This is a genomic window from Nocardioides sp. Z38_18 (assembly GCF_058215695.1).
Window position 1 is genome coordinate 133,115 of sequence record NZ_JBZAJE010000002.1, and the last position, 25,472, is coordinate 158,586.

The 25,472-nt window shown below is 70.5% G+C and carries 26 protein-coding genes; 10 read left to right on the forward strand and 16 right to left on the reverse strand.

Annotation, left to right across the window (positions count from 1 at the left end; translation table 11 throughout):
• Window positions 1-35 precede the first annotated feature (35 nt).
• Window positions 36-1,049: a glycosyltransferase gene (locus AC4BGC_RS11735; RefSeq protein ID WP_490555898.1), complete on the reverse strand. Its 1,014-nt coding sequence runs from the start codon at window positions 1,047-1,049 to the stop codon at window positions 36-38.
• Window positions 1,050-1,103: 54 nt separating this feature from the next.
• Between AC4BGC_RS11735 and AC4BGC_RS11740 the strand changes: the two genes are divergently transcribed.
• Together AC4BGC_RS11740 and AC4BGC_RS11745 are read left to right on the forward strand one after the other, a co-directional pair.
• A complete protein-coding gene (locus AC4BGC_RS11740) occupies window positions 1,104-1,592 on the forward strand; it encodes a GtrA family protein (protein WP_490555899.1) in 489 nt (162 codons plus the stop codon).
• Between the two features lie 9 nt (window positions 1,593-1,601).
• Window positions 1,602-2,606 carry a class I SAM-dependent methyltransferase gene (locus AC4BGC_RS11745; protein WP_490555901.1) on the forward strand — a complete coding sequence of 335 codons (1,005 nt, stop codon included), beginning with the start codon at window positions 1,602-1,604 and terminating at the stop codon, window positions 2,604-2,606.
• 16 nt (window positions 2,607-2,622) lie between these two features.
• Here AC4BGC_RS11745 and AC4BGC_RS11750 read toward each other — a convergent pair whose 3' ends face one another.
• Complete coding sequence (locus tag AC4BGC_RS11750) at window positions 2,623-3,795, reverse strand: acyl-CoA dehydrogenase family protein (protein WP_490555902.1); 1,173 nt, start codon at window positions 3,793-3,795, stop codon at window positions 2,623-2,625.
• A gap of 61 nt (window positions 3,796-3,856) precedes the next feature.
• Between AC4BGC_RS11750 and deoC the strand changes: the two genes are divergently transcribed.
• Genes deoC through AC4BGC_RS11770 form a run of 4 tightly spaced genes read left to right on the forward strand, consistent with a single transcriptional unit; the run spans window position 3,857 to window position 7,821 of the window.
• Entirely contained in the window at window positions 3,857-4,828 is a 972-nt protein-coding gene (gene deoC, locus AC4BGC_RS11755; protein ID WP_490555904.1) for a deoxyribose-phosphate aldolase, read from the forward strand.
• 8 nt (window positions 4,829-4,836) lie between these two features.
• On the forward strand, window positions 4,837-6,318 hold the full coding sequence (locus tag AC4BGC_RS11760; protein ID WP_490555905.1) for an aldehyde dehydrogenase family protein: 1,482 nt from the start codon (window positions 4,837-4,839) through the stop codon (window positions 6,316-6,318).
• Window positions 6,315-7,172, forward strand: coding sequence for an aldehyde dehydrogenase family protein (locus AC4BGC_RS11765; RefSeq protein WP_490555906.1), 858 nt, complete (start codon window positions 6,315-6,317; stop codon window positions 7,170-7,172). The genes AC4BGC_RS11760 and AC4BGC_RS11765 overlap by 4 nt, the downstream gene beginning before the upstream one ends.
• A gap of 37 nt (window positions 7,173-7,209) precedes the next feature.
• A complete protein-coding gene (locus AC4BGC_RS11770) occupies window positions 7,210-7,821 on the forward strand; it encodes an ATP-binding protein (protein WP_490555908.1) in 612 nt (203 codons plus the stop codon).
• Between the two features lie 135 nt (window positions 7,822-7,956).
• On the opposite strand, the gene AC4BGC_RS11775 is transcribed toward AC4BGC_RS11770, so the two are convergent.
• Window positions 7,957-9,045: an adenosine deaminase gene (locus AC4BGC_RS11775; protein WP_490555910.1), complete on the reverse strand. Its 1,089-nt coding sequence runs from the start codon at window positions 9,043-9,045 to the stop codon at window positions 7,957-7,959.
• A 47-nt stretch (window positions 9,046-9,092) separates the two neighbouring features.
• Between AC4BGC_RS11775 and AC4BGC_RS11780 the strand changes: the two genes are divergently transcribed.
• Window positions 9,093-9,545 (forward strand): MaoC family dehydratase, encoded by a 453-nt coding sequence (locus AC4BGC_RS11780; RefSeq protein ID WP_490555911.1) that lies wholly within the window; start codon window positions 9,093-9,095, stop codon window positions 9,543-9,545.
• 754 nt (window positions 9,546-10,299) lie between these two features.
• Here the strand turns inward: AC4BGC_RS11780 and AC4BGC_RS11785 are convergent.
• From AC4BGC_RS11785 to AC4BGC_RS11795, 3 genes are all read right to left on the reverse strand, one after another.
• Entirely contained in the window at window positions 10,300-10,533 is a 234-nt protein-coding gene (locus AC4BGC_RS11785) for a hypothetical protein (RefSeq protein WP_490555912.1), read from the reverse strand.
• A gap of 120 nt (window positions 10,534-10,653) precedes the next feature.
• Entirely contained in the window at window positions 10,654-11,412 is a 759-nt protein-coding gene (gene dapB, locus AC4BGC_RS11790) for a 4-hydroxy-tetrahydrodipicolinate reductase (RefSeq protein ID WP_490548278.1), read from the reverse strand.
• 50 nt (window positions 11,413-11,462) lie between these two features.
• Window positions 11,463-11,747: a DUF1540 domain-containing protein gene (locus tag AC4BGC_RS11795; RefSeq protein WP_490548277.1), complete on the reverse strand. Its 285-nt coding sequence runs from the start codon at window positions 11,745-11,747 to the stop codon at window positions 11,463-11,465.
• Between the two features lie 196 nt (window positions 11,748-11,943).
• Between AC4BGC_RS11795 and AC4BGC_RS11800 the strand changes: the two genes are divergently transcribed.
• Window positions 11,944-12,114, forward strand: a complete 171-nt coding sequence (locus AC4BGC_RS11800) for a hypothetical protein (RefSeq protein WP_490548276.1) — start codon at window positions 11,944-11,946, stop codon at window positions 12,112-12,114.
• 10 nt (window positions 12,115-12,124) lie between these two features.
• Here the strand turns inward: AC4BGC_RS11800 and AC4BGC_RS11805 are convergent, their stop codons facing one another.
• The 6 genes from AC4BGC_RS11805 to AC4BGC_RS11830 form a co-directional block, all read right to left on the reverse strand.
• Complete coding sequence (locus AC4BGC_RS11805; RefSeq protein ID WP_490548275.1) at window positions 12,125-13,384, reverse strand: M16 family metallopeptidase; 1,260 nt, start codon at window positions 13,382-13,384, stop codon at window positions 12,125-12,127.
• A 10-nt stretch (window positions 13,385-13,394) separates the two neighbouring features.
• Window positions 13,395-15,632, reverse strand: a complete 2,238-nt coding sequence (locus AC4BGC_RS11810) for a polyribonucleotide nucleotidyltransferase (protein ID WP_490555914.1) — start codon at window positions 15,630-15,632, stop codon at window positions 13,395-13,397.
• Window positions 15,633-15,864: 232 nt separating this feature from the next.
• Entirely contained in the window at window positions 15,865-16,140 is a 276-nt protein-coding gene (rpsO, locus tag AC4BGC_RS11815; RefSeq protein ID WP_490548273.1) for a 30S ribosomal protein S15, read from the reverse strand.
• Between the two features lie 145 nt (window positions 16,141-16,285).
• Window positions 16,286-17,425 carry a hypothetical protein gene (locus tag AC4BGC_RS11820; protein ID WP_490555915.1) on the reverse strand — a complete coding sequence of 380 codons (1,140 nt, stop codon included), beginning with the start codon at window positions 17,423-17,425 and terminating at the stop codon, window positions 16,286-16,288.
• Window positions 17,422-17,748 carry a PadR family transcriptional regulator gene (locus AC4BGC_RS11825; RefSeq protein WP_490555917.1) on the reverse strand — a complete coding sequence of 109 codons (327 nt, stop codon included), beginning with the start codon at window positions 17,746-17,748 and terminating at the stop codon, window positions 17,422-17,424. The genes AC4BGC_RS11820 and AC4BGC_RS11825 overlap by 4 nt, the downstream gene beginning before the upstream one ends.
• Before the next feature lie 43 nt (window positions 17,749-17,791).
• Window positions 17,792-19,183 (reverse strand): wax ester/triacylglycerol synthase family O-acyltransferase, encoded by a 1,392-nt coding sequence (locus tag AC4BGC_RS11830; RefSeq protein ID WP_490557179.1) that lies wholly within the window; start codon window positions 19,181-19,183, stop codon window positions 17,792-17,794.
• 145 nt (window positions 19,184-19,328) lie between these two features.
• Between AC4BGC_RS11830 and AC4BGC_RS11835 the strand changes: the two genes are divergently transcribed.
• Window positions 19,329-20,147 carry a 1-acyl-sn-glycerol-3-phosphate acyltransferase gene (locus AC4BGC_RS11835; protein WP_490548270.1) on the forward strand — a complete coding sequence of 273 codons (819 nt, stop codon included), beginning with the start codon at window positions 19,329-19,331 and terminating at the stop codon, window positions 20,145-20,147.
• A complete protein-coding gene (locus AC4BGC_RS11840; protein WP_490548269.1) occupies window positions 20,144-21,778 on the forward strand; it encodes an AMP-binding protein in 1,635 nt (544 codons plus the stop codon). Before AC4BGC_RS11835 ends, AC4BGC_RS11840 begins: the two co-directional genes overlap by 4 nt.
• Here the strand turns inward: AC4BGC_RS11840 and AC4BGC_RS11845 are convergent.
• The 4 genes from AC4BGC_RS11845 to rbfA are packed head-to-tail and all read right to left on the reverse strand — an operon-like array spanning window position 21,775 to window position 25,217.
• Window positions 21,775-22,824: a hypothetical protein gene (locus tag AC4BGC_RS11845; RefSeq protein ID WP_490555919.1), complete on the reverse strand. Its 1,050-nt coding sequence runs from the start codon at window positions 22,822-22,824 to the stop codon at window positions 21,775-21,777. The two genes, AC4BGC_RS11840 and AC4BGC_RS11845, sit on opposite strands and share 4 nt — an antisense overlap.
• Window positions 22,821-23,798, reverse strand: a complete 978-nt coding sequence (locus AC4BGC_RS11850; RefSeq protein ID WP_490555920.1) for a bifunctional riboflavin kinase/FAD synthetase — start codon at window positions 23,796-23,798, stop codon at window positions 22,821-22,823. The genes AC4BGC_RS11845 and AC4BGC_RS11850 overlap by 4 nt, the downstream gene beginning before the upstream one ends.
• Before the next feature lie 25 nt (window positions 23,799-23,823).
• Complete coding sequence (gene truB / locus AC4BGC_RS11855) at window positions 23,824-24,714, reverse strand: tRNA pseudouridine(55) synthase TruB (RefSeq protein WP_490555922.1); 891 nt, start codon at window positions 24,712-24,714, stop codon at window positions 23,824-23,826.
• On the reverse strand, window positions 24,711-25,217 hold the full coding sequence (gene rbfA / locus AC4BGC_RS11860; protein WP_490555923.1) for a 30S ribosome-binding factor RbfA: 507 nt from the start codon (window positions 25,215-25,217) through the stop codon (window positions 24,711-24,713). Before rbfA ends, truB begins: the two co-directional genes overlap by 4 nt.
• Between the last annotated feature and the right edge of the window lie 255 nt (window positions 25,218-25,472).

The following is a 25,472-nucleotide window of genomic DNA, read 5'->3' on the forward strand; positions in this document are numbered from 1 at the left end:
CGACCCGTCCGGGCCGCCTTCGGGTACGAGCAGCCTCAGGGGCGGGGTCGTGCGCGGCCAAGGGGGCCCCTCGAGGGATCCTGGGTGATCAGGTAGAGCGGCTTGCCCATCGCCATGTTGACCGCCACCCCGACGTACTCCGCGATCACGCCCAGGGAGAACAGAATCGCGCCCGTGGAGATCAGGATCACCACGATCAGCGAGGTCCAGCCCGCAGTCGGCGTCGGGTGGGTGAGCTGGTTGTAGACGAGGAACACGGCGAAGACGAGCCCGAGGAGGGCGAAGACCAGGCCGAGGATGCTGACCATCCGCAGACCGCGGGTCCCGCCGGTGAGCACCATCCGCCAGAAGTGCGAGAGCAGCTTGCGGGCCGAGTAGCCCGAGCGTCGCCCCTCCCCCTCGTCCCGCAGCTTGACCGGTGCAGTGGTCACGCCGTCGGCCACCCAGCCGAGCGCCACGTCGAGGTAGACACCCGAGCCGGCATAGGCGGCCACGCTGCGGCCGACCTCGCCGAGGATAAGGCGGTAGCTGTGGAACACCGAGGCGTCCACGCCCCCGCTGAGGCTCGTGACGACCCGCTTGGCTCCCCAGGACACGGTGTTGCGCAGCGGTCCGTGCGGAGCGGCGTTGGTGGGACGCGCGTAGACGACGCTGGACTGCCGCTCCAGCGCGACGTCGAGCATGCCCCCGATGTACGCCGGGTCGTGCTGGCCGTCCTCGTCCATCGTGACGATCCAGTCCGCCCCGGCCGAGGCCATCCCGGCGAGCGTGGCGGCGTGCTGGCCGAAGTTGCGGCTGAGCCAGATCGGGCGCACGAACGGGTGCGCCGCCTCCATCTCGCGGATCACCCTCGCCGAGTCGTCGGGACCGCAGTCGTGGACCAGCAGGACCTCAGTGACCCGGAAGGCGGTGCCGCCGGGCGAGGTCGAGGTCGCCGTGAACCGGGCGATCTCCTCGATGATCGCCGGGAGATGCCTGGCGGCCTGGTAGCAGGGGATCACGACGGATACCAGGTGCTCGCTCTCGTATGGGGCGACATCGGCTGGCACGAGCCCGACTATAGTCAAGGCCACAGGCGAACCTCGGGAGTGGACGGACACGGCATGGCGGCCCTCGAACCACCGTCCGAGGAGGCCCCACCCGGGCCGTTCCTGCGTCTCTTCAGGGACCGGCGGATCGCCTTCCTGATCGTGGGCGGCTTCAACACGCTCAACGGCCTGGCACTGTTCATCGCCTTCCACTACCTCCTCGGCGACGGGTTCGTTCGGTACATGGCGACGCTGGGCCTGTCCCACGTGGTCGCCGTGCTGTGCGCGTTCGTCCTCCACCGCAGGTTCGTCTTCCGCGTGAGCGGTCACGTCTGGACCGACCTCGCCCGGTTCGAGGTCGTCAACCTCGCCGCGCTGAGCCTCAACGCGGTGCTGCTTCCGGTCTTCGTGGAGGTGGCCGGTCTCCACGTCGTGCTCGCGCAGTGCGCGGCGGGCGGGCTCTCCGTCGTCTCCACCTACTTCGCCCACCGGCACTTCTCCTTCAGACGGCCGGCCGGGACGGCACTCGAGGACCTCAGGCCCACGAGAGGGACCGACCTCTAGGCTCACTCCATGAGCCAGGTCCGTCCCTGCCCCGTGTGCCAGCAGGTGGTCACTTCGCGCCGCCTCGAGATCCCGGAGCGGATGTTCGGGATGCCGGAGTCGTTCACCTACCTCGAGTGCGACCACTGCGGCTCGCTGTTCATCGAGGAGATCCCCGACTCGATGGGCCGCTACTACGACTCCTCGGCCTACTACTCCTTCGACGACGACCCGGCCTCGGTCATGGGCCGGGCAGGCGTGCGCCAGGTGGTGCAGCTGGTCGGGCGCTCGGTGCTCTTCGGTCCCCACCGCGCCGTGAGCAGGGCAGCGGCCGTGGTTCCCTCGCGGGAGTTCCGGACCCTGGTCTCGCTGTTCTCCTCGATCCGGCTCGCCGGGCTGCCCCGCGGAATGCAGACCTCCGTGCTCGACGTCGGCGCCGGTTCCGGGACGCTGGTCTTCGCCCTGGACCTGGTGGGTCTCGAAGGCGTCACCGGCATCGACCCGTTCGCGACAGGAGACCGACGGATCGGCAGGAGCGCCCAGCTCCTTCGCCGTGAGCTCTCCGAGGTGGAGGGCACCTGGGACCTCGTGATGCTGCACCACAGCCTGGAGCACGTGCCGAGCCCTCGCGAGACCTTGCAGCAGGCCCGCGAGCGCCTCGCCCCCGGTGGGCGGATCCTGGTCCGGACGCCCACCATCGACTCGGTGGCCTTCGAGCGCTACGGCACCTGTTGGCTCGGGTGCGACGCACCCCGGCACATGACCCTGTTCACCCGCCGGTCGATGGACCTGATGTGCGAGGAGCTGGGGCTGCGGGTGGAGGCGGTGGCGGACGACTCCAACGAGGCGCAGTTCTGGGCCAGCGAGCAGTACGCCCGCGACATCCCGCTCGTCTCGGAGCACTCCCACTTCATCGACCCCACGTCGTCGAGCTTCACGAAGGCGCAGATCCGGAGCTGGCGCCGGGAGGCAGACGCCCTGAACCGGCAGTCTCGGGGCGACCAGGCAGCCTGGGTCCTCAGCGTCGCAGACTGAGTCGGACGCCGACCATTCACTCCACCGGCAGGCCGAGTCCCCGCGCGATCAGCATCCGCTGCACCTCTGAGGTGCCCTCGCCGATCTCGAGGACCTTGGCGTCCCGGTAGAACCGGGCCACGGGGTACTCCTCCATGAACCCGTAGCCGCCGAAGACCTGGGTCGCGATCCGGGTCGCGGTCACCGCGGACTCGGTGCAGTAGAGCTTGGCCACCGCCGCCGCCTGCTTGAACTGCTGGTACGGCGCACCCGCGTCCTTAAGCGCCGCCGCCCGGTAGGTCAGGCCCCGGCTTGCGTGCAGCATCACCTCGAGGTCGGCGATCTGGAAGGCGACCCCCTGCTTGCGCCCGATCGGGCCGCCGAAGGTCTGCCGCTCCCCCGCGTAGGCCACCGACATCTCCAGGCACGCTTGGATGCAGCCGACCGAGAGCGCCGAGATCGCCACCCGGCCGTCGTCGAGGGTGGCCAGGAACTGGGCGTAGCCCCGCCCGCGCTCCCCCAGCAGGTGATCCGCGGGGACGCGCGCGTCCTCGAAGGACAGCGGGTGGGTGTCGGAGGCGTGCCAGCCGAGCTTGTCGTAGGCCTTCTCCGCGGTGAACCCGGGCGTGCCCGCCGGCACCATGATCGTGGAGATCTCCGGGCGCCCGTCGGGACGCTCGCCGGTGCGGGCGGTCACCGTCACCAAGCTGGTGACCTCCGAGCCGGAGTTGGTGATGAACTGCTTGCTGCCGTTGACCACCCACTCGTCGCCCTGCAGCTCCGCTCGGGTGCGGGTCGCTCCCGCGTCGGACCCGGCACCGGGCTCGGTGAGCCCGAAGCCGGCCAGCTTCTCCCCCGAGACCAGGTCGGGGAGCCAGGTGTCCTTCTGCTCCTTGGTCCCGTAGGTCAGGATCGGGTTGATCCCCAGGCCCACGGCAGCCTGCAGGGTGATCCCCATCGACTGGTCGACGCGGCCGATCTCCTCGATCGCCGCGCACAGGCTGGTGAAGTCGCCGTCCTCCCCCGCGCCGCCGTACTCCTCCGGCGCGGTGAGCCCGAACAGGCCGAGCTCGCCCATCTTGCGGACCACGTCGACCGGGAAGTGGTGGTCGCGGTCCCACTGCGCTGCGTGCGGGGCGATCTCCTTCTCGGCGAAGTCGCGCACGCTGCGGCGGAACTGCTCGTGGTCCTCGGAGAGCTCGAAGGTCATGTGCCGACCTTACGACTCGCGCCGGGCATGGGCGCGAGGAGCGGACGCCTAGACTGCTTCGGTGACGACGCAGAGTGCTACGACGAGCTTCTTCCCCGACGTGACGTCCTCGGAGAGCTCGCTGCGACGGTTCCTGCACGGCCTTCCCGGTGTCGACCAGGTGGGCGTGGAGCAGCGGGCAGCCGGGCTGGGCAGCCGGTCGATCAAGGCGGGCGCCAAGGAGGTCGCGATCGACCTGGCGATCCGGATGGTCGACCTGACCACGCTGGAGGGAGCGGACACTCCCGGCAAGGTGCGGGCACTCGCCTCCAAGGCGATGCGGCCCGATCCCGCCGACCCGACGTGCCCCCCGGTCGCGGCGGTCTGCGTCTACCCCGACATGGTGCCGTTCGCCAAGCAGACCCTGGGCTCCTCGGGCGTTCACGTCGCCTCGGTGGCCACGGCCTTCCCCAGCGGCCGCGCCGCCCGCGACATCAAGCTGGCCGACGTCAAGGACGCGGTCGAGGCGGGTGCCGACGAGATCGACATGGTGATCGACCGCGGCGCGTTCCTCTCCGGCCACTACCTGCAGGTCTTCGAGGAGATCGTCGCCGTACGGGAGGCCTGCGTCCGCCCCGACGGCACGCTCGCGCACCTCAAGGTGATCTTCGAGACCGGTGAGCTGCAGACCTACGACAACGTACGCCGGGCCAGCTGGCTGGCGATGATGGCCGGCGGCCACTTCATCAAGACCTCCACGGGCAAGGTGCAGCCGGCCGCGACCCTGCCGGTGACCCTGGTGATGCTCGAGGCGGTCCGCGACTTCCGGGCAGCGACCGGGCAGATGGTCGGTGTGAAGCCGGCCGGGGGCATCCGCTCCTCCAAGGACGCGATCAAGTACCTCGTGACCGTCAACGAGGTCGCCGGCGCCGACTGGCTGGACCCGGACTGGTTCCGGTTCGGCGCGTCCTCGCTGCTCAACGACCTGCTGATGCAGCGCACCAAGATCACGACCGGGCGCTACTCCGGTCCCGACTACTTCACCCTGGACTAGGAGACATCGTGGTTTCGACAGGCTCAACCACCTCGACCGCCGGCGGGGTCTTCGACTACGCCCCCGCGCCCGAGTCGCGGTCGGTGGTCGACATCAAGTCCTCCTACGGGCTGTTCATCAACGGCGAGTTCGTCGACCCCGCCGCGGGCGGGTCGTTCAAGACGATCTCCCCCAGCACCGAGGAGGTGCTGGCCGAGGTCGCCGAGGCGGACGCGGCCGACGTGGACACGGCGGTCAAGGCCGCCGGCAAGGCCTACACCCGGGTGTGGTCGCGGATGAGCGGCGCCGAGCGCGGGAAGTACCTCTTCCGGATCGCGCGGATCATCCAGGAGCGCGCCCGCGAGATCGCGGTGCTGGAGTCGATCGACAACGGCAAGCCGATCAAGGAGTCCCGCGACGTCGACGTCCCGCAGGCGGCGGCGACGTTCTTCTACTACGCCGGCTGGGCCGACAAGCTCGAGTACGCCCTGCCAGGAAATGGGCAGAGCGGGCCGAACCCGCAGCCGCTGGGGGTCGCCGGCCAGGTCATCCCGTGGAACTTCCCGTTCCTGATGCTGGCCTGGAAGATCGCCCCGGCGCTGGCGACCGGCAACACGGTGGTGCTGAAGCCCGCCGAGACCACGCCGCTGACCGCGCTGCTGTTCGCCGAGATCTGCCAGCAGGCCGACCTGCCCCCGGGCGTGGTCAACATCCTCACCGGCGCCGGGGCCACCGGCCAGGCGCTCGTCTCCCACGACGGCGTCGACAAGGTCGCGTTCACGGGCTCCACCGAGGTCGGCCGCGCCATCGCCAGGTCGGTGGCCGGGTCGACCAAGAAGGTCACCCTGGAGCTGGGCGGCAAGGCCGCCAACATCGTCTTCGACGACGCCCCGATCGACCAGGCCGTCGAGGGCATCGTCAACGGCATCTTCTTCAACCAGGGCCACGTGTGCTGCGCGGGCTCCCGGCTGCTGGTCCAGGAGTCCGTCGCCGACGACGTGCTCGAGCGGCTCAAGCGCCGGATGGGCACGCTGCGTGTCGGCGACCCGCTGGACAAGAACACCGACGTCGGCGCGATCAACTCCGCCGAGCAGCTCGCCCGGATCCGCGAGCTCTCCGACGTCGGCGAGGCCGAGGGCGCGGGCCGCTGGGCCCCCGCGTGCGACCTGCCGTCGCGCGGCTTCTGGTTCCCGCCGACGATCTTCACCGGCGTCACCCAGGCGCACCGGATCGCCCGCGAGGAGATCTTCGGGCCGGTGCTCTCGGTGCTGACCTTCCGGACGCCGAAGGAGGCGGTCGAGAAGGCCAACAACACGCCGTACGGCCTCTCCGCGGGCATCTGGAGCGACAAGGGCTCGCGCACCCTGTGGGTGGCCGGCCAGCTCCGCGCCGGCGTGGTGTGGTCCAACACGTTCAACAAGTTCGACCCCGCCAGCCCTTTCGGCGGCTACAAGGAGTCGGGCTACGGCCGCGAGGGCGGCCGCCACGGACTGGAGGGATACCTCAAGTGACACGCATCGACGTACGCAAGACCTACAAGCTCTACATCGGCGGGGCCTTCCCCCGCTCGGAGTCGGGGCGCTCCTACGAGGTCACCGACGCCAAGGGCAAGTTCTGGGCCAACGCCTCGCACGCCTCGCGCAAGGACGCCCGCGACGCGGTCACGGCCGCGCGGGCGGCGTTCGGCGGATGGTCGGGACGCACGGCGTACAACCGCGGACAGGTGGTCTACCGGATCGCGGAGGTCCTCGAGGACCGCCGCGAGCAGTTCGAGTCCGAGCTGCGCACCGCCGAGGGCCTCACCTCGGCCAAGGCGCGCACCTACGTCGACGCCGCCGTCGACCGGCTGGTCTGGTACGCCGGGTGGGCCGACAAGATCGCGCAGGTCACCGGCGGCGCCAACCAGGTCGCGGGACCGTACTTCAACCACACCGCCCCCGAGCCCAGCGGCGTGATCGCCGTGGTGGCACCCAGAGGGCCGCTGCTGGGGCTGGTCAGCGTGATCGCGCCCGTGATCGTCACCGGCAACACCGCGGTGGTGATCGCGAGCGAGCCGTACCCGCTCACCTCGATCACCCTCGCCGAGGTGATGGCCACCTCGGACGTGCCCGGCGGCGTCGTCAACGTGCTCACCGGCCCCCAGGCCGAGATCGGGCCCTGGCTGGCCGGTCACATGGACGTCAACGGCATCGACCTCACCGGGGTCGAGGACCCCGAGCTCGCGCGCAACCTCGAGATCGAGGCGGCCGAGAACCTCAAGCGCGTACGCCGCCCGCAGCCCGAGGACCTGCTGGCCGCCCCCGCGCTCGACCGGATGACCATCTTCCAGGAGGCGAAGACCGTCTGGCACCCGATGGGGATCTGAGGCCAGGGCGCCACCAACGGGATGAAATGATCCCCGAGTGCGCGCGCAGGTGATCGTCCTCGCCGGTCCCTCCGGGTCCGGCAAGTCCCGGCTGGCGGAACGGCTCGGGTTGCCGGTCCTCCGGCTCGACGACTTCTACAAGGACGGCGACGACCCGTCGCTGCCCCGGATCGACCTCGCCGGCGGTGAGCCGATCGTGGACTGGGACGACGCGCGCTCCTGGAACCACACCGCCGCGATGGCCGCGATCGAGGAGCTGTGCGAGAGCGGCCGCACCGACGCCCCCGTCTACGACATCGCGACCAGTGCGCGCACCGCCCACCGGGCGCTGGACCTCGCGGGGGCGGCGCACTTCGTGGCCGAGGGCATCTTCGCCCAGGAGATCGTCGCGGACTGCCGTGCCCGCGGCCTGGTGGCCGACGCCGTGTGCGTCACCCAGCAGCCCGTCGTGACGTTCCTGCGGCGGCTGGCCCGCGACCTGCGCGAGCACCGAAAGCCCCCCTTCGTGCTGGTCCGGCGCGGGCTGCACCTGCTGCTGGCCCAGCGCTCGGTCGTCCGGCGCGCGGAGGAGCTCGGCTGCCGGGTGCTCCCACCCGACGACGCGCACCGGCAGATCACGGCTCGGGTCCGACCTACCCCCTCCTACTGAGCACCACGCCAGTCCCCGGTCGCACACGCGCGGACACAAGTTCGCAGGGGTGCCTATGTTGCGCCGGTTTGCCCCATCGGAGATGCCGTGGCCGAGAACTTGTGTCCGCGCGTCTGCGTGCCCGAGAAGGCCTACCTAGCTCTGTTGCCGCACCGCGGCGTACCCGGGCTTGATCACCTCGTCGATCAACTGCAGCCGCTGGTCGAAGTGCACGAACGCCGACTTCATCGCGTTCACGGTCACCCACTCGAGGTCCTCGAGGTCCCAGCCGAACGCCTCCACCAGCGCGGACATCTCCTTGCTCATCGAGGTGCCGCTCATCAGCCGGTTGTCGGTGTTGACCGTGACCCGGAACCGCAGGTCGGAGAGGAGGCCGATGGGGTGCTCGTCGATCGACTTCACCGCGCCGGTCTGCACGTTGGAGTGCGGGCACAGCTCGAGCGGGATCCGCTTGTCGCGCACGTACTGGGCGAGCCGGCCCAGGCCGACCGTCCCGTCGTCGCGCACCTCGATGTCGTCGATGATCCGTACGCCGTGGCCGAGCCGGTCGGCGCCGCACCACTGGATCGCCTGCCAGATCGACGGCAGCCCGAACGCCTCGCCCGCGTGGATCGTGAAGTGGGCGTTCTCGCGCTGGAGGTACTCGAACGCGTCCAGGTGCCGGGTGGGCGGGTAGCCGTCCTCCGCGCCAGCGATGTCGAACCCGGCGACGCCGTCGTCGCGGTGCTGCACGGCCAGCTCGGCGATCTCGCGGGAGCGTGCCTGGTGCCGCATGGCGGTCAGCAGCTGCCGTACGACGATCCGCCCGCCCGAGGCGGCCATCGCCTCGTCGAAGCCGTCCTGGACGGCCCGCACGACCTCCTCCAGGGTGAGCCCCTGCTGCAGGTGCTGCTCGGGGGCGTAGCGGACCTCGGCGTACACCACCCCGTCCGCCGCCAGGTCCTCCACGCACTCGCGCGCCACCCGGCTGAGGTGGTCGGCGCGCTGCATCACCGCGACGGTGTGGTCGAAGGTCTCCAGGTAGCGCACCAGGGAACCGCTGTCGGCGGACTCGGTGAACCAGCGCTGCAGGGACTCGGCGTCGCCGGCAGGCAGGTCGTGCCCGATCTCCCCGGCCAGCTCGACGATCGTGGCGGGCCGCAGGCCACCGTCGAGGTGGTCGTGCAGCAGCACCTTGGGGACGGCCCTGACCAGGTCGGGCGTGAGAACGATAGGTTCGGGCACAGACCCATTCAACACCCAGCCGATGAACGTCCCAGGAGGTCCCGCACATGCGCGTGTTCACCACGTCCGAGGAGATCGAAGCCGCCACCGGTGAGGAGATCGGGACCAGTGACTGGGTCGAGATCACCCAGGATCGGGTCGACCAGTTCGCCGACGCGACCGGGGACCACCAGTGGATCCACGTCGACGTCGAGCGTGCCAAGGAAGGCCCCTTCGGCGGCACCATCGCCCACGGCTACCTGACCCTGTCGCTCGTGCCGTGGCTCGGCAACCAGGTCTTCAAGCTCGACACCCCCGGCGCGAAGCTGAACTACGGCGTCAACAAGGTCCGGTTCCCCAACCCCGTGCGGGTCGGTTCCCGGGTGCGCGCCAAGGTCACCATCGGCGACCTCGCCGACATCCCCGCCGGCAAGCAGCTGACCTTGAAGTACGTCATCGAGATCGAGAACGAGGACAAGCCCGCCTGTGTCGCGGAGACCGTGGTCCTGCTGCTGAGCTGACACGGCCGGGGTTGGACAGTCCGCAGGTGCCCGCGGGGATTCGTAACTGGGTGTCCACGCTGGGGGCAGACTGTGCGGATGGCACCCGAGCGGGTCAACGCCTCGTCACCAGCGGATTGGCCAGTGCCGCAAGTGGCACGTCACGATGGGCGCACGTCCGCCGACCGATTGGCGTAGGAAATGGACATCGACAATCTTCCACCGCAAGGGCGGGTCGGCCTGGCACTGTCTGGCCCGTCCCAGGGTCGCATCGTCTTCCTGTTCCATGCCCCCGACAGCGGCCGAAGTCCCGAAGGCGAACTTGAGCCTCGTTGGGGATGGTGGACCTCTCTCGGGCATGACTTCATGCTTCCTAGGGACCTTGTCGAAGAGGCCCTCGACGAGGCCGACTTCTACTGGTTCTCTGAGCCGGAAGACTCTCTGCTTGAGTCGGCGATCTTCGCCCTGCGCCCGTTGGGTAGTTCAGAAGAGCAGCCACGCCGACGTTGGTGGTCCCGCCAAGGCCCCTCGTGACCGTTGGGGTCAGCAGAAACCCGTGAGGTAGAGGAGCTGGTTGCCGTCCTCGTCTTCTCAAACCCCGGCGTTCCACAGCGCATGTTCACCCAGCTGTTTGCTGGTGGGCTGCACGGAGATGACGTAAGGGCCTGACCTCAGCCCACGTCTTCGTTGGGCCGTCACCCTCGAACCACTCGAACTGACCGCTGCTGTACATGTGGAGGACCAAGGATGCGCCGGAGGCGACCAGCTCGCTCGCTCAGCGTTCTGCGTCAGCGAAGTGGCGTGCGATGCGGCGAAGCCTGAACTTGGTCACCTCCCACGAAACCGCCCCGCCCACCAGGCCAGCGAAGAAGTACCAATCCACCTGACGAAAGCGGCTGGCGACTACCAAGATGCCGAGGGCCAGCACATAGAAGGCGACGTCCGACGTCCGCAGGGGCGCATATTTCTCACTGACGCGCTCGTACTCGGCGGAAGGGTCAAGAGCCACGCCGCTCACTGTATGGAGCCTCCAGGACCACCGATGTCGAACGGAGCAAATCGGGACTCGCCGGCAACGTCCGCTCTTCGGGCTGGACCGCTTGTTGCTGGGCCTTCGGGACCCTCCCAGTCAGAGCTCGAGGAAGCTCTCCAGGCCGACGGTCAGCCCCGGGTGCCCAGTGATCTTGCGCAGCCCGAGCAGGACCCCTGGGGTGAACGAGACCCGGTCGAGCGAGTCGTGCCGGATCGTCAGCGTCTCCCCCACGCCGCCGAGGATCACCTCCTGGTGGGCGACCAGGCCGCGGATGCGCAGGCCGTGGACCCGGATGCCGTCGACGTCGGCGCCGCGGGCGCCCTCGAGGCCGGTGGACGTGGCGTCGGGGGCAGGGCCGAGGCCGGCCTCGGCGCGGGCGGCCGCGACCAGCTCCGCCGTACGACGTGCGGTGCCGGAGGGTGCGTCGGCCTTGTCGGGGTGGTGCAGCTCGACGATCTCCACGGACTCGTAGAACCGTGCGGCCTCGGTCGCGAACCGCATCATCAGTACCGCACCGATGGAGAAGTTGGGAGCCACCAGCACGCCGGTGCCCTCGCTGTCAGCCAGCCAGCCGCGCAGGGTCTCGAGACGGTCCGCGTCGAAGCCGGTCGTCCCGACCACCGCGTGGATGCCGTGGGAGACGCAGAACTCCAGGTTGCCCATCACCGCGTCGGGATGGGTGAAGTCCACGACCGCCTGCACCCCGTTGTCCACCAGCGTCTGCAGGTCGTCGCCCACGTCGACGCGAGCCACCAGCTCCAGGTCGCCGTCCTCGCGGGCGGCCTCCTCGACCGCGTCGCAGACCGCACGTCCGACCTTGCCCAGCGCGCCGAGCACGCCCACCTTGAGAGTCACGGGCTCAGGCTACCCACCGGCCGCGGCGGCCCCGCGGCCCCGTCGGGGGCTCAGCGAGCCTGGTAGGACAGGCAGTCGGCCTTGTCGGAGGAGCCGCCCACCTCGATCGCCGGGGCAAGGCACTCCAGGTCGGTGTTGTGCACGCAGTCCTGGCGCTGGCATGCCCCGACCTGGGCTACCACGTCGAGTCCGCCCTTGTCGTTCGTGGGCAGGAACGTGGCGCAGTTCGCCCCGGTGTCGATGCTCACGGCGAACGCGTGGCAGCCGTCGTGGTTGTAGCCACACGAGGTGGCGGTGCAGCCGGTGACGTGCGGCATCTCGAGGACGGCGCTCATGGTTCCTCCTGCAGGAATCGGGTCCAGAACACGGTCCGATCGACGGTAGCCCCGGCTTCCATGCCACCCCAGGAAGGTGATGCTCACCTTCGGCGCCCTCTCCCCGCTCAGGAACCGGGTCTGTCCGCCGTGCCGACGAGCTCGCCCGCACCGTCCCGGCGGACTACTCCACCGGCGATATGGGTACGCATCAAAGATGACCCACTCGGAGGATCAGAACCAAGATCAGGACAACCCGCCGTCGCGTGAAGGACTCACCGAGGCCCAGGTCTGGGAGTGGGCGGACGACCACTGGCAGGTCCGCGAGATCGCGCCGAACGAAGTTCCCAACCTCGGGGGCAGTCCCGACCCCGTGGACGAACCCTAGAGCGGGCTGACTAGCTGGCCGGGCCCACGGAGGCCAGCGTCTGCGGCCGGGTGTAGAGCTCGCGTGCCAGGGCGTGCACGTCCGCCACGGTGACCGACTCGAGGCTCTCGAGCACCTCGTCGACCGAGCGCAGCCGGTGCTGGAACAGCTCCGCCTCGCCGAGGCGGGTCATCCGGGAGCCGCTGTCCTCGAGGCTGAGCACGAGGCCGCCGCGGGCCTGTCCCTTGCCGCGCTCGACCTCCTCCTCGCTCAGGCCGGACTCGGCGACCTTGACGAGCTCCTCGCGCACGACGCGCAGCAGCGGCTCGGCCTTGGAGGGCAGCGAGCCCGCCGCGACGCCGACCATGCCGGCGTCGGAGTAGCCGAGACCGAAGGAGTAGACCGAGTAGGCCAGCCCACGCCGTTCCCGGACCTCCTGGAAGAGCCGCGAGCTGGAGCCGCCGCCGAGGGCGGTCTGCAGGATCGAGAGGGTGTAGCGGCGCGGGTCGGACCGGGTCAGGCCCTGCATCCCGAGCACGACGTTGACCTGCTCGAAGGGCCGGGTGGTGGACACCTCGCCATGCCGCAGCGGCCGGGGCCGCTCGGCGAGGCGTGGGCCCGCGGGCTTGGCATCGCCGGCGAGGAAGCCGTTGCGCCCGAACGCGCGCCGGGCACGGCGTACGACGTCCGCGTGGTCGACGTTGCCGGCCACGGCCAGCGTCATCACCTCGGGCCGGTAGCGCCGCTTGTAGTAGCCGCGCACCTGGGTCGCGGAGAGTGCCTTGATCGACTCGGCAGTGCCGGCGATCGGCCGGGCCAGCGGAGTGCCGGCCCAGGCCGTCGAGGCGAACAGGTTGTGCACCACGTCGTCGGGATCGTCGTCGTGCATGGCGATCTCGTCGAGGATCACCTCGCGCTCGGCCTCCACGTCGGCGGAGGTGAGCAGCGAGGAGGTGAGCATGTCGCCGAGGACGTCTAGCGCCATCGGCAGGTCCTCGTCGAGCACCCGTGCGTGGTAGCAGGTGTACTCGCGAGCGGTGTAGGCGTTGAACTCACCGCCGACCTCGTCGAAGGCCGCGGAGATGTCCATGGCCGAGCGGGTCGGGGTGCCCTTGAACAGGAGGTGCTCCAGGAAGTGCGACGCGCCGTTGAGCTGCGCCGCCTCGTCCCTGGACCCCACCTGCACGAACACCCCGACCGCTGCCGAGCGAACGCCCGGCATGTGCTCGGTGACGACGCGCAGACCGCCCTTCAGGACGGTCCGGCGTACGCCGTCAGGAAGACCCTTCAAGACCTTGCGGTCACTCGGAGTCGTCTGCGGAGTCGTCGTCCGAGGACGGGACCGTCTCGGCGTTCTGGTCCACGACCGGGATCAGCGACAGCTTGCCGCGGTCGTCGATCTCGCCGATCTCGACCTGGAGCTTCTGGCCGACCGAGACGACGTCCTCGACGTTGTCCACCCGCTTGCCACCGGCCAGGCCGCGCAGCTTGCTGATGTGCAGCAGCCCGTCCTTGCCGGGGAGCAGCGAGACGAACGCACCGAAGTTGGTCGTCTTGACGACCGTGCCCAGGTAGCGCTCGCCGACCTCGGGCATCGTCGGGTTCGCGATCGCGTTGACGGCCTGGCGAGCAGCCTCGGCCGCCTCGCCGTTCGTCGCACCGATGTAGACCGTGCCGTCGTCCTCGATCGACAGGGTCGCGCCCGTGTCGTCCTGGATCTGGTTGATGACCTTGCCCTTCGGGCCGATGACCTCGCCGATCTTGTCGACGGGCACGCGCACCGAGATGATGCGCGGCGCGTGCACCGACATCTCCTCGGGCTCGGTGATGGCCTCGGCCATCACGTCGAGGATCGCGATCCGCGCGTCACGGGCCTGGGTCAGCGCGGCTCCGAGCACCTCGGCGGGAAGCCCGTCGAGCTTGGTGTCGAGCTGGAGCGCGGTGACGAACTCCCGGGTGCCGGCGACCTTGAAGTCCATGTCGCCGAAGGCGTCCTCGGCGCCGAGGATGTCGGTCAGCGCGACGTACTCGAGCTTGCCGTCGATCTCGCCCGAGATCAGGCCCATGGCGATACCGGCCACGGAGGCGCGCAGCGGCACACCGGCCTGGAGCAGCGACAGGGTCGAGGCGCAGACCGAGCCCATCGAGGTGGAGCCGTTGGACCCCATCGCCTCGGAGAGCTGGCGGATCGCGTAGGGGAACTCCTCACGCGAAGGCAGCACGGGCAGCAGCGCGCGGCGCGCGAGCGCACCGTGGCCGACCTCGCGACGCTTCGGCGAACCGACGCGACCGGTCTCACCGGTGGAGAAGGGCGGGAAGACGTACTTGTGCATGTAGCGACGCGACTTCTCCGGGGAGAGCGTGTCCAGCTTCTGCTCCAGGGTGAGCATGTTCAGGGTGGTGACGCCCAGGATCTGAGTCTCGCCACGCTCGAACAGCGCCGAACCGTGCACGCGCGGGACCACGCCGACCTCGGCGGACAGCGTCCGGATGTCGGTGAGGCCACGGCCGTCCATGCGGACCTTGTCGCGGAGCACACGCTCGCGGACGAGCTGCTTGGTCAGCGAGCGGAACGCCGCGCCGATCTCCTTCTCGCGACCCTCGAAGTCACCGGCGATCTTCTCGAGCAGACCGGCCTTGATGTCGTCGAGGCGGTCCTCGCGCTCCTGCTTGCCGGCGATGGTCAGCGCCTCGGCGGTGTCGTTCTTCGCGGCAGCCTCGACGGCGGCGTACACGTCGTCCTCGTAGTCGAGGAAGATCGGGAACTCCTGGACGGGCTTGGCGGCCTGCTTGGCCAGCTCGGCCTGCGCCTCGATGAGCTGCTTGATGAACGGCTTCGCGGCGTCGAGGCCCTGGGCCACGATCTCCTCGGTGGGAGCCTGGGTGCCGGACTGCACGAGGTTCCACGCATTCTCGGGGGCCTCGGCCTCGACCATCATGATCGCGACGTCACCGGTGTCGGTGACCCGACCGGCGACGACCATGTCGAAGACGGCGTTCTCAAGCTGGCTGTGCGTCGGGAAGGCAACCCACTGGCCCTCGATCAGCGCCACGCGGGTGCCACCGACCGGGCCGGAGAACGGCAGGCCGGAGAGCTGGGTGGACAGCGACGCCGCGTTGATCGCGAGCACGTCGTAGGGGTGGTCGGGGTCGAGCGCCATCACGGTGATGACGACCTGGACCTCGTTGCGCAGACCCTTCTTGAAGGTCGGGCGCAGCGGGCGGTCGATGAGGCGGCAGGTGAGGATCGCGTCCTCGCCCGGACGGCCTTCGCTGCGGAAGAACGAGCCGGGGATCTGGCCCGCGGCGTACATCCGCTCCTCGACGTCGATCGTCAGGGGGAAGAAGTCGAAGTGGTCCTTGGGGTGCTTGCCGGCGGTGGTCGCCGACAGGATCATCGTCTCGTCGTCGATGTACGCCGTGACGGCGCCAGCGGCCTGACGGGCGAGCAGCCCGTGCTCGAACTTGATGGTGCGCTTGCCGAACTTGCCGTTGTCGAGAACTGTCTCGACAACTGTGATCTCGGGGCCCTCAGTCAAGGGATTCCCTTTCTCTTCGCGGAGCGAGCCGCGCGCTCTTGAGCCTGTGGCGTCAAGGCCGGTCTTCGATCGAGGCTCACTCTGTACCGAGTTCTTCCGGTTGCTCTTCCAGAGCACAGAGGGAGCCACTACCGGAGGCCGGCGTCCGCGGGCCGCTCCTGGGGATGTGTGGTGTGTTTTCAGTTGTGCGGTCTAGCAGAAACGCACCCACCGAGGTGGGTGCGTTCCGGGTTCAGCGACGCAGGCCGAGGCGGGAGACGATCGAGCGGTAGCGCTCGATCTCCGTCTTCTCCAGGTAGTTCAGGAGACGACGACGCTGGCCCACGAGCAGCAGCAGGCCACGACGGCTGTGGTGGTCGTGCTTGTGCTGCTTGAGGTGTTCAGTCAGGTGAGCGATGCGGTGGCTCAGAAGTGCGACCTGCACCTCGGGGGAACCGGTGTCACCCTCGCCGGTGGCGTACTCGGCGATGATCTTCTTCTTGGTCTCTGCGTCAGTACCGATCGACACGTTGAACTACCCATCTCTCTTTGGTCGTTGCGCGGCGCGCCGGGGCCTGTTCACCCGGGCACTATCTGTCCGCGGCCGTTGCACGGCAAAGTCACCCTTTGCGGGCAACTATCCAAGGCTATCAGCGCACCACCGGTGGGCGAAATCAGCAGCCCTGGTCGATCGGGTTGATCGGCGCACCCAGCGAGGTCCCGGGCACGTAGGCCTTCGCCGGCGTGGTCGCCCGGCTCACCGGAACCCCGGGAAGGCTCGCCGCGGGCACCTCGGTCCGGGGGAACTGCCCGACGCCGGGACGGTCCGTTCCGGCGAACGCGTCGGGATCGGGGTCGGGGGTCTCCGGGCCCTGGACCCGGCTCGGGACCGGGAAGACGTTGCGCGCCTGGCCGGCCGCCGTCGTCCAGGGGTAGTAGACACGCCCCTTGTCGACGGGCGTGCCGTCGACGTAGACGCACTCGGTCTGCGTCTGCACGTCGACCGGCTTCCCCGTCTGGTCGAACAGCTGTACGCCGACCAGCGGGCGCCCGGCGGCGTCGTAGGGGTAGATGTTGGAGACCCAGCGGCCGTCGGCGTACAGCCCGGCGCGATCGAACTCCCCCAACGCGTCGTTGCGCCCCTGCTCGTAGCTCGCGACGGGGTCGCCCCATCCGACCTCCAGGCTGGCCGGCGTCGCCACGCTGGTCACCGTGACCGGGAGGCATGCCAGCGCCAGCGCGTTCGCGGCGAGGAGCAGCAGCCGGCCGATGAGACCGCCGCCGGGGCGTCCCGGCCACAGTCGGCCACGGCCGATCTGGACGCTCACCAGCGCAGCGACGGCCAGCAGGACCCAACCCCACCCCAGCAACGACGGGATCGGGGACAGGCCGAAGTTGTAGGAGCCGCTGCCCCACAGCAGGTCGACGAGCTGCAGCGCCACCCAGGCCCGCAGCACCCACCAGGCGGGGCGAAGCGCCTGGGCCAGGCCCCAGGGGTCGCCGGGCAGGCCGGAGACCAACGTCTCCCACCGCAGGTGGGCTGCGTCGAGGAACGCGGTCACGCGCTCCACCGGCTTGCGGTGCGGCCGCACGGGTCGCATCTCCGGGTCGAAGCCCGCTGCGGCGCGCAGCTCGCGCGCGTAGTCCCCCGGGTCGGGCAGCGCATCGACGCCCTTGTCCTCGACCAGGTCGTTGAGGTCGGCCTCGAGCCCGCCGACCAGCTCCTCGCGCTCCTCCTCGGTGAGGTCCTCGAGCCGCTCACGGACGGCCCGGACGAAGAGCCGGATCTCGGGGGTGAACAGGACCGTGTTCATGCGGTGGCTCCTTGGAGGATGCGGGTGACGGTGGTGGAGAACGACGCCCAGTCGTCGCGCTGCTGCTCGAGCTGGGTCCGCCCGGCGGGCGTGATCCCGTAGTACTTGCGGTGCGGCCCGGTCTCGCTGGCCACGACGTACGACGTCAGTGCGCCGGCCGCGTAGAGCCGCCGGAGCGTGCCGTAGACCGAGGCGTCCCCGACGTCGTCGAGGCCTCGATCACGGAGCCGGCGGACGATGTCGTAGCCGTAGCCGTCCTCGTCGTCGACCACGGCCAGCACCGTCAGGTCGAGCACTCCCTTGAGGAGCTGGGTGGTGTCCACGCGCTGCACACTACTACGCGATGCGGAATAGTGTGCAGAGCGCTCATCTGCGTGTCGCGGACCGCAGCTCCTCGAGCGCCACCGGCAGCCCGGCCACCAGTGGAGCCAGGTCGGGCACCAGGTCGGGGCAGCCCAGCACGGAGAAGTTCATCCGGTCGACATAGGACCAGGCGGTGACGTTGAGCCCGATGCCCTCCAGGATCGGGCCGACGCTGAACAGGTCGCACAGCCGCGCTCCGGAGATGTCGATCTCCTCGCCCGGCCCGCGCACGTTGGAGACCACCAGGTTGAACGGCGACGGGTGCCGGGCGGCCGCACCACTGCGCGAGTAGAGCCGCATCACCGCGCTCAGCGGCGCCGGAGGCGCGAACTGCACCCAGTCCACGAGCATGTCGGGGCCGAGCGTGCGCTGGACGACCTTCGACTCCCGGGTGACCCGCGCGATCGCCTGCAGGCGCTCCCCCGCGTCCGCGACGTCGGTGGCCAGCGAGGTGAACAGGTTCGAGACGCGGTTCCCGCCCAGCCGCGGCGGGGCGCCCGGGGCGTCGGTGCCGACCGGCACGCCGGCCACCAGCGGCCGGTCGGGCAGCTCCCCCTCGCGGAGCAGCCAGCTGCGCAGCGCACCCGCCACGACGGCCAGCACCACGTCGTTCAGCGTCACCGAGTGGGCGCGCTGCACCTCCTTGAGGTCAGACAGGGACAGCGTGCAGGTCGCGAAGTTGCGCCGCGGGGTGAGCGGTCCGTTGAACCGCGTGTCCGGCACGTCGAGGATCGGCCGCGGCACCGCGACCGATGAGGTGCGCTTGTGCCGCAGCAGCGAGAGCACCGCGCTCACAGTCCGGCCCACCAGGCCCGGGACGCTGCCCAGCTGGCGGATCGCGTCCCACAGCGCCGAGCGCAGCTGGTCGCGCCGCGACGGGGTGGGCTCCAGCTCGAGCGCCGGCAGGTCACGCTCCCGCGCGGGTCGCGGGACCTCGTTGCCGGCGGCGCCGTCGACCAGCCCGGACATCAACGCGTTCGCCGCAGCCCCGTCGGCCAGCGCGTGGTGCATCTTGGTGATCACTGCCACCCGCCCGTCGTCGAACGGCTGGCACACGTGCATCTCCCACAGCGGCCGGGACCGGTCGAGCGGCGTACCGGCGACCTGACCGATCAGCTCCTCCAGGCCGGGCATCCCCCCGGTCACCTCGTGCCAGAACACGTGCCGGTCGGGATCGACCTCGCGGTCGGCGAGCCACAGCGGGTGGTTCAGGTGGAAGGGGGGCACCAGCACCCGGCGACGCAGCGGCGGCAGCTGGGCGAGCCGGGCCAGGAGCTCCTCGACCAGGCGGGAGAGCTCGAAGGGCTGGGCCGGCTGCAGGATCGCGACCTTGAGGGTGTGCATGTGCATCGCGGGCGTCTCCATGTAGAGGTAGCCCGCGTCGACACCCTCCATCCGCTCCACCCCCGAGAGTCTGGGGCGTGGACCCGCCGGCGGCAAGCGAGAACTGGAATGTGTTCCAGTTCTCGTTTCCAAAAAGGAGAACACGTTCTAGGTTGTAGCCCATCACGCCGCCGTGCCGTCGACGCCTGGAGCCCTCATGGACAACCTGCCCGAGGAGGACGGCGACCGCTCCCGGGAGGTAGGCCACCGCGACGGCGCGTACGTCGCCGGGCTGATCCCGCTGCTGCGGCTGGTGGTCAGGACCTGGTTCCGCTCGGAGGTGACCGGGATGGAGAAGGTCCCCGAGGGCGGCGCCCTGATGGTCTCCAACCACTCCGGCGGCCTGATCGCGATGGACGTGCCGATCCTGGCCGTGGCCTTCCACGAGGCGTTCGGGGCCGAGCGCCCGCTCTACGTGCTGGCCCACGACCTGTTGTTCCTCGGGGCGGCGGGGCCGGTGATGCGCCGGGTCGGCTTCCTGCCCGCGACCAGGCAGAACGCCCACGCCGTGCTCGCCTCCGGTGGCGTGACGATCGTGTTCCCCGGCGGTGACTACGACGTCTTCCGCCCCTCCGCCCGTGCGCACCTGATCGACTTCGGCGGTCGCCGCGGGTACGTCCGCACCGCCCTGGCCGCGGGGGTGCCGATCGTGCCGGTGGTCAGCATCGGCGGCCAGGAGAGCCAGCTCCACCTGTTCCGCGGTGAGCTGCTGGCCAGGCTGCTCAGGCTGGAGCGGCTGACCCGCACGAAGTACCTGCCGGTGAGCTTCGGCTTCCCGTTCGGCCTCACGCTGGCGTTCCCGCCGAACCTGCCGCTGCCCACGAAGATCCGCACCCGGGTGCTGGACCCGATCGACATCGTGGAGGAGTTCGGGCCCGACCCCGACATCGCCGAGGTTGACGAGGCGGTGCGGGAGCGGATGCAGACGGCCCTGAACGAGCTGAAGCGCGAGCGCCGCTTCCCGGTGCTCGGATGAACCGGCTGCGCGCGGCCCTGCACGCGCTGCGGATGCTGCTGTGGACCTTCCGCGTCCTGGTGGTGGCCGGGCTGGTCGCGCCGATGCGGCCGGACAAGTACCTGCGCCAGTCGGCGGTCCTGCGCCGCCAGGGCGCCAACGCGATGACCGGGATCAGCCTCTCGGCCGTCCGCAGTCCCGGCGCCGTCGGGCTGATCGACGAACGCGGCCAGCTGACCTGGTCCGAGCTCGACCGTCGCAGCGACGCCGCGGCCGTGGCGCTGGGCGAGCTGCTCGGCGACCGGTCGGGGACGCTGGGCATCCTGTGCCGCAACCACCGGGGCCTGGTCGAGTCGCTCTCGGCGGCCGCCAGGATCGGGGCGGACGCGCTGCTGCTGAACACCGGCTTCTCCGGCCCGCAGCTCGGCGACGTGCTGGAGCGGGAGAACGCCAGCCTGGTGGTGTACGACGAGGAGTTCGCTCCGCTTCTCGAGGAGGCCCGGTCCCGGGTGGACGGGCTGGTCGAGGTGCTCGCCTGGCGCGACGACCCCCACGCCCCCACGAAGGCGGACCACCAGCTCGACGTACTCATCGAGCAGCACCTCGGCGAGAGGCCCGCGACGCCGCCACGTCCGGGCCGGACCGTGCTGCTCACCTCGGGCACGACCGGCACCCCCAAGGGCGCCCGGCGCTCCGGCGGTGGCGCCGGGTCACTGGCCGCGATGCTGGAGCGGATCCCGTGGCGTGCCGGCCAGACCACGGTGGTGGCCGCGCCGATGTTCCACGCCTGGGGCTTCGGGCAGCTGGCGATCTCCGCCTCGATGGCCTGCACCGTGGTGATGCGGCGCAGGTTCGACCCCGAGGCGACCCTCGACCTCGTCGAGCGTCACCGCGCCACCGGGCTCGCGCTGGTCCCGGTGATGCTGGAGCGGATCATGGACCTGCCCGCGGAGACCCTGGACCGCTACCGGCTGGAGACGCTGCGGTTCGTCTCGGCCAGCGGGTCCCGGATGCGCCCCGACGCGGTGACCGCGTTCATGGACCGGTACGGCGACGTGGTGCACAACTCCTACAACGCCACCGAGGCCGGCCTGATCAGCACCGCCACCGCGGCCGACCTCCGGGTGGCCCCGGACACCGCCGGCCGCCCGGTCGTGGGTACGACGCTGCGCATCCTCGACGACGAGGACCGCGAGGTGGCGCCGGGCGAGGTGGGACGGATCACCGTGTCCAGCGACAGCCAGTTCGAGGGCTACACCTCCGGCGACACGAAGTCCTTCCACGACGACTTCATGGTCTCCGGCGACCTCGGCCGGGTCGACGAGGCCGGGCGGCTCTACGTGGTCGGCCGTGACGACGAGATGATCGTCTCCGGGGGCGAGAACGTCTACCCCCTGGAGGTGGAGGAGACGCTCGACGCCCACCCCGACGTCGTGGAGGCGGCGGTGATCGGCGTCGAGGACGAGAAGTTCGGCCAGCGTCTCGACGCCTACGTGGTGCTCCGGCCGGACGCAGCGGCCACCCCCGAGGACCTGAAGCAGCACGTGAAGAAGCACCTCGCCGGCTACAAGGTCCCGCGCCAGGTGGTGGTCCTCGACGACCTGCCCCGCAACGACGCCGGCAAGGTGATGAAGCGCCAGCTCCCCGGCTAGAGGGACCCGCCGGCAGGGGTGATCGGCTGCGTCATCGGGGTCTGGTCCGCACGGTCACGCTCGCGCAGCGCGAGGTAGACCGCCCGCACCCCCACGGCCCGCTCGAGCTGGCGCTGCACCTGGGAGAAGAACTGCTCCCGGTAGGTCTCGTCGGTCACCGTGGACACGGTCAGGTAGAGCCCGGAGAACGCGGCGAGGAAGACCGAGACCTGGAACAGCTCCAGGGTCACGTTCGGCAGCCACGGGATCGCGTGCACGCTCTCCTCGCCGATCCACGACCGGGTGACGTCACCGGTCATCACCAGCGACCCGAACAGCAGGAAGAACACGAACACCGACACGGCGATCAGCAGCACCTGCACGGTCTGCACGATCACCAGGACCAGCACCAGGTTCCACCGCTCGAAGCCGGTGACCTCGGCGTGCGCCCGCGGGTCGATCGCGGGGTCCGCGACCAGCTCGCGGGCGACCTGCTCCAGGGGCGTGCCGGCGCAGGCGCTGAGCAGGAACGCGTCGTCCACGTCGTCGTCGGTGCGGTCCACCTCCTCGGGCAGGCGCACCAGCAGGAACGCGACCGAGAGCACCGCGAACAGCAGCACGGTCAGCCACAGGACTCCCCCGTCCAGGGTGGCCGCGACCTGCCAGACCTCGGCGTTGATGAACAGGAAGGTCACGAACAGCAGCAGCAGCGGCAGCGCCCGGCTCATCATCGGCAGCAGCGTGCGCAGCCCGCCGAAGGTCCGCGACAGGGCCCAGGTGACGATCGGGCGCACGTGGAGCGCCGTGAGCGCGTACCAGACCGCGGCGAGCATCGCGACGGTCAGCAGGGTGGCCGGGGCCAGGCTGAGCTCCTCGGTGAACCAGGCCAGGCCCAGCCCCACGGCCGCGGCGACCAGCACGCCGGTCAGCAGCAGCGGCAGCGTGCGGCGCAGGCGCAGCGCCTCCCGGGCGGACCGGCGCTGCTCGGGCACGAAGTAGGAGAGGCCATTGCGCAGGAACCACGCGTCGGTCGCGGCCAGGGTCTCGACCGGCCTCGCGCGCCTCATCCCCGGTCCAGGCCCAGCAGGGCCCGAGTGCGTACGACGTCGTCGGCCATCGTCTCGAGCAGGGCGTCCACGCCCTCGAACTTGACCATCCCGCGGATCCGCGCGACGAACGAGATCGCCACCGTCTCGTCGTAGAGGTCGAGGTCGCGCGGTTCCCCGTCCGGGGTCTCGGGCAGCACGTAGGCCTCCACGCTGCGGTCGCGCTCCCCCGCGAAGGTCGGGTTCATCCCCACGCTGATCGCCGCGGGCAGCGGCTCACCGGCGGGCTGGCCCGTCGCGGGATCGAGCACGGTCAGCCATCCGGCGTACACCCCGTCGGCGGGGGCGGCGAGACCGCGGGCCGCGACGTTGGCCGTCGGGTAACCGAGCTCACGACCGCGGCGCTCGCCGCGCACGACCGGACCGACCACGGAGTGCGGGCGTCCCAGCGCCTCGGCGGCGCCCTCCACGTCCCCGCCGGCCAGGCAGGTGCGCACGTACGTCGAGGACCACACCTGCGGGCCGCCGTCGAGCTCGACGCCGTCCACCGCGAAGTCCTGGGAGCGACCGGCCTCGGCCAGCATCGCCACGTCACCGGCGGCACGGGCACCGAACCGGAAGTTCGCGCCCACCACCACCGCTGAGGCGTGCAGGCCCTGCACCAGCACCCGGTCGACGAACTCCTGCGGGCTCCAGGCGGCGATCTCGCGCGAGAACGGGATCACCAGCACGTCGTCGACCCCTGCCTCGGCGAGCAGGAAGCAGCGGCGCTCGATGTCGGTCAGCGCCTGGGGGGCGTGCTCGGGCCGCAGCACCGCCATCGGGTGCGGGTCGAAGGTCACCGCCACCACGGGCTGGTCCTGGGCGTCCGCGAGCTCGCGGGCGCGCCGGATCACGTGACGGTGACCGAGGTGGACCCCGTCGAAGTTGCCGATGACGGCGACGACGCGGCCGAGGTCGGCCGGCAGGTCGTCGAGGGAACGCCAGATTCGCACGGCGTGAACACTACTGGCGACGGCCTCAGACGAAGACCGCGACCGCCGCTGCCAGCGGATCGGTGGCGTCCGCGACCTGCTCGTAGAGGGCCAGGAACTCCCCATCGGGGGCGAAGACGGCCACGGGGCCGCCGTGCCCGAGCTGGACCGGCAGCTTGCGCCCGACGCGGACGTCGGCGGCCTGCGAGTCGTCCAGCTCGTACGCCGGGAAGCTGGCCCGGGCCGCCTGCGCGATCGGGAGCACGACCAGCTCCTCCTGGTGCTGCTCCAGCGTCCGCGCCTGCTCGATGCCGAACTCCCCCACCGAGGTGCGCCGCAGGGCGGTGAGGTGGCCGCCCACGCCGAGCCCGGCACCGAGGTCTCGGGCGATCGCCCGGATGTAGGTGCCGCTCGCACAGCGCACGGAGACCTCGACGTCCACCCCGTCATCACCGAGGCGCAGCTCGTGCACCTCGATGGAGTCGATCCGGACCTTGCGGGACGGCAGCTCGACCGCCTCCCCCGCGCGAACGCGTTCGTAGGCGCGGCGTCCGTCGACCTTGATCGCCGAGACGGCCGAGGGCACCTGCTCGATCTCGCCCACGAGCCCGCTGAGCGCCGCCAGCACCTGCTCGTCGGTGACGTCCTTCGTCGACGCCGTGGCGACCACCTCGCCCTCGGCGTCGTCGGTCGTCGTGGAGGCGCCGAGCCGGATCGTCGCGTCGTAGGACTTGTCGGTGACCAGCAGGTGTCCCAACAGCCGGGTGGCCCGGTTCACGCCGAGCACGAGCACGCCGGTCGCCATCGGGTCGAGCGTGCCCGCGTGGCCGACCTTGCGGGTGCCGGCAAGCCGGCGGACCTTGGCGACGACGTCGTGCGAGGTGATCCCGGCGGGCTTGTCGACCACCACCAGGCCGCTGAGCGGTCCCGCTGTCACTGGTCCCGGTCGTCCGTGGCCGCGGAGTCGTCCCCGGAAACGTCCTCGGACTCCTCGGAGTCCTCGGGGTCGTCCTCGGCCTCGGGCTCACGCGGCTTCTTGTACGGGTCCGGCTCCCCGGCGTACGCCCCGGCCCTGGCGGACTTGGCCGCCTCGGCGTCGGCCGCCCGCACCCGCTCGAGCAGGTCGTCGATCTGGCGCGCGGTCTCGGGCAGCGCGTCGTGGATGAAGTCGATCGTCGGCACGTGCCGCATCCCGAGCTGCTTGCCGACCTCGGAACGGATCAGCCCCCGGGCGGACGCGAGCGCTGCCGCGGTCCCCTCGAGATCCTCCTCGGCCCCGAGCACGGTGTAGAACACCGACGCCTGCAGCGTGTCACCGGAGACCCGAACGTCGGTGACCGTCACGAACCCCAGCCGCGGGTCCTTGATCCGCCGCTCGAGCATCTCGGCGACGATGACCTTGATCCGGTCGGCGATCTTCCTGACCCGTGGGTTGCTCATTTTTCTCTGGCCTGGCTTTCCGTGCGGCTGGGTTGTGTTGCCTGGTTGACGTTAACGCTGCGGCCCTCGGCCGCTCGTGGCGGTCGGCTGTGACGGTTCGCCCCACCAGCGACTCCGGCGGGCCGCGGAGCGGCCGACCGAGCGTGGATGGGACTGGCCCCCCGGAGCGAGGAACGAGCGGAGGGGTGGTTGCGAGGGAGGCCGCGCAGGGGCCCGCCGGAGTCGTCCGACGGGCGGCGGCAGCACCTCCCGGAG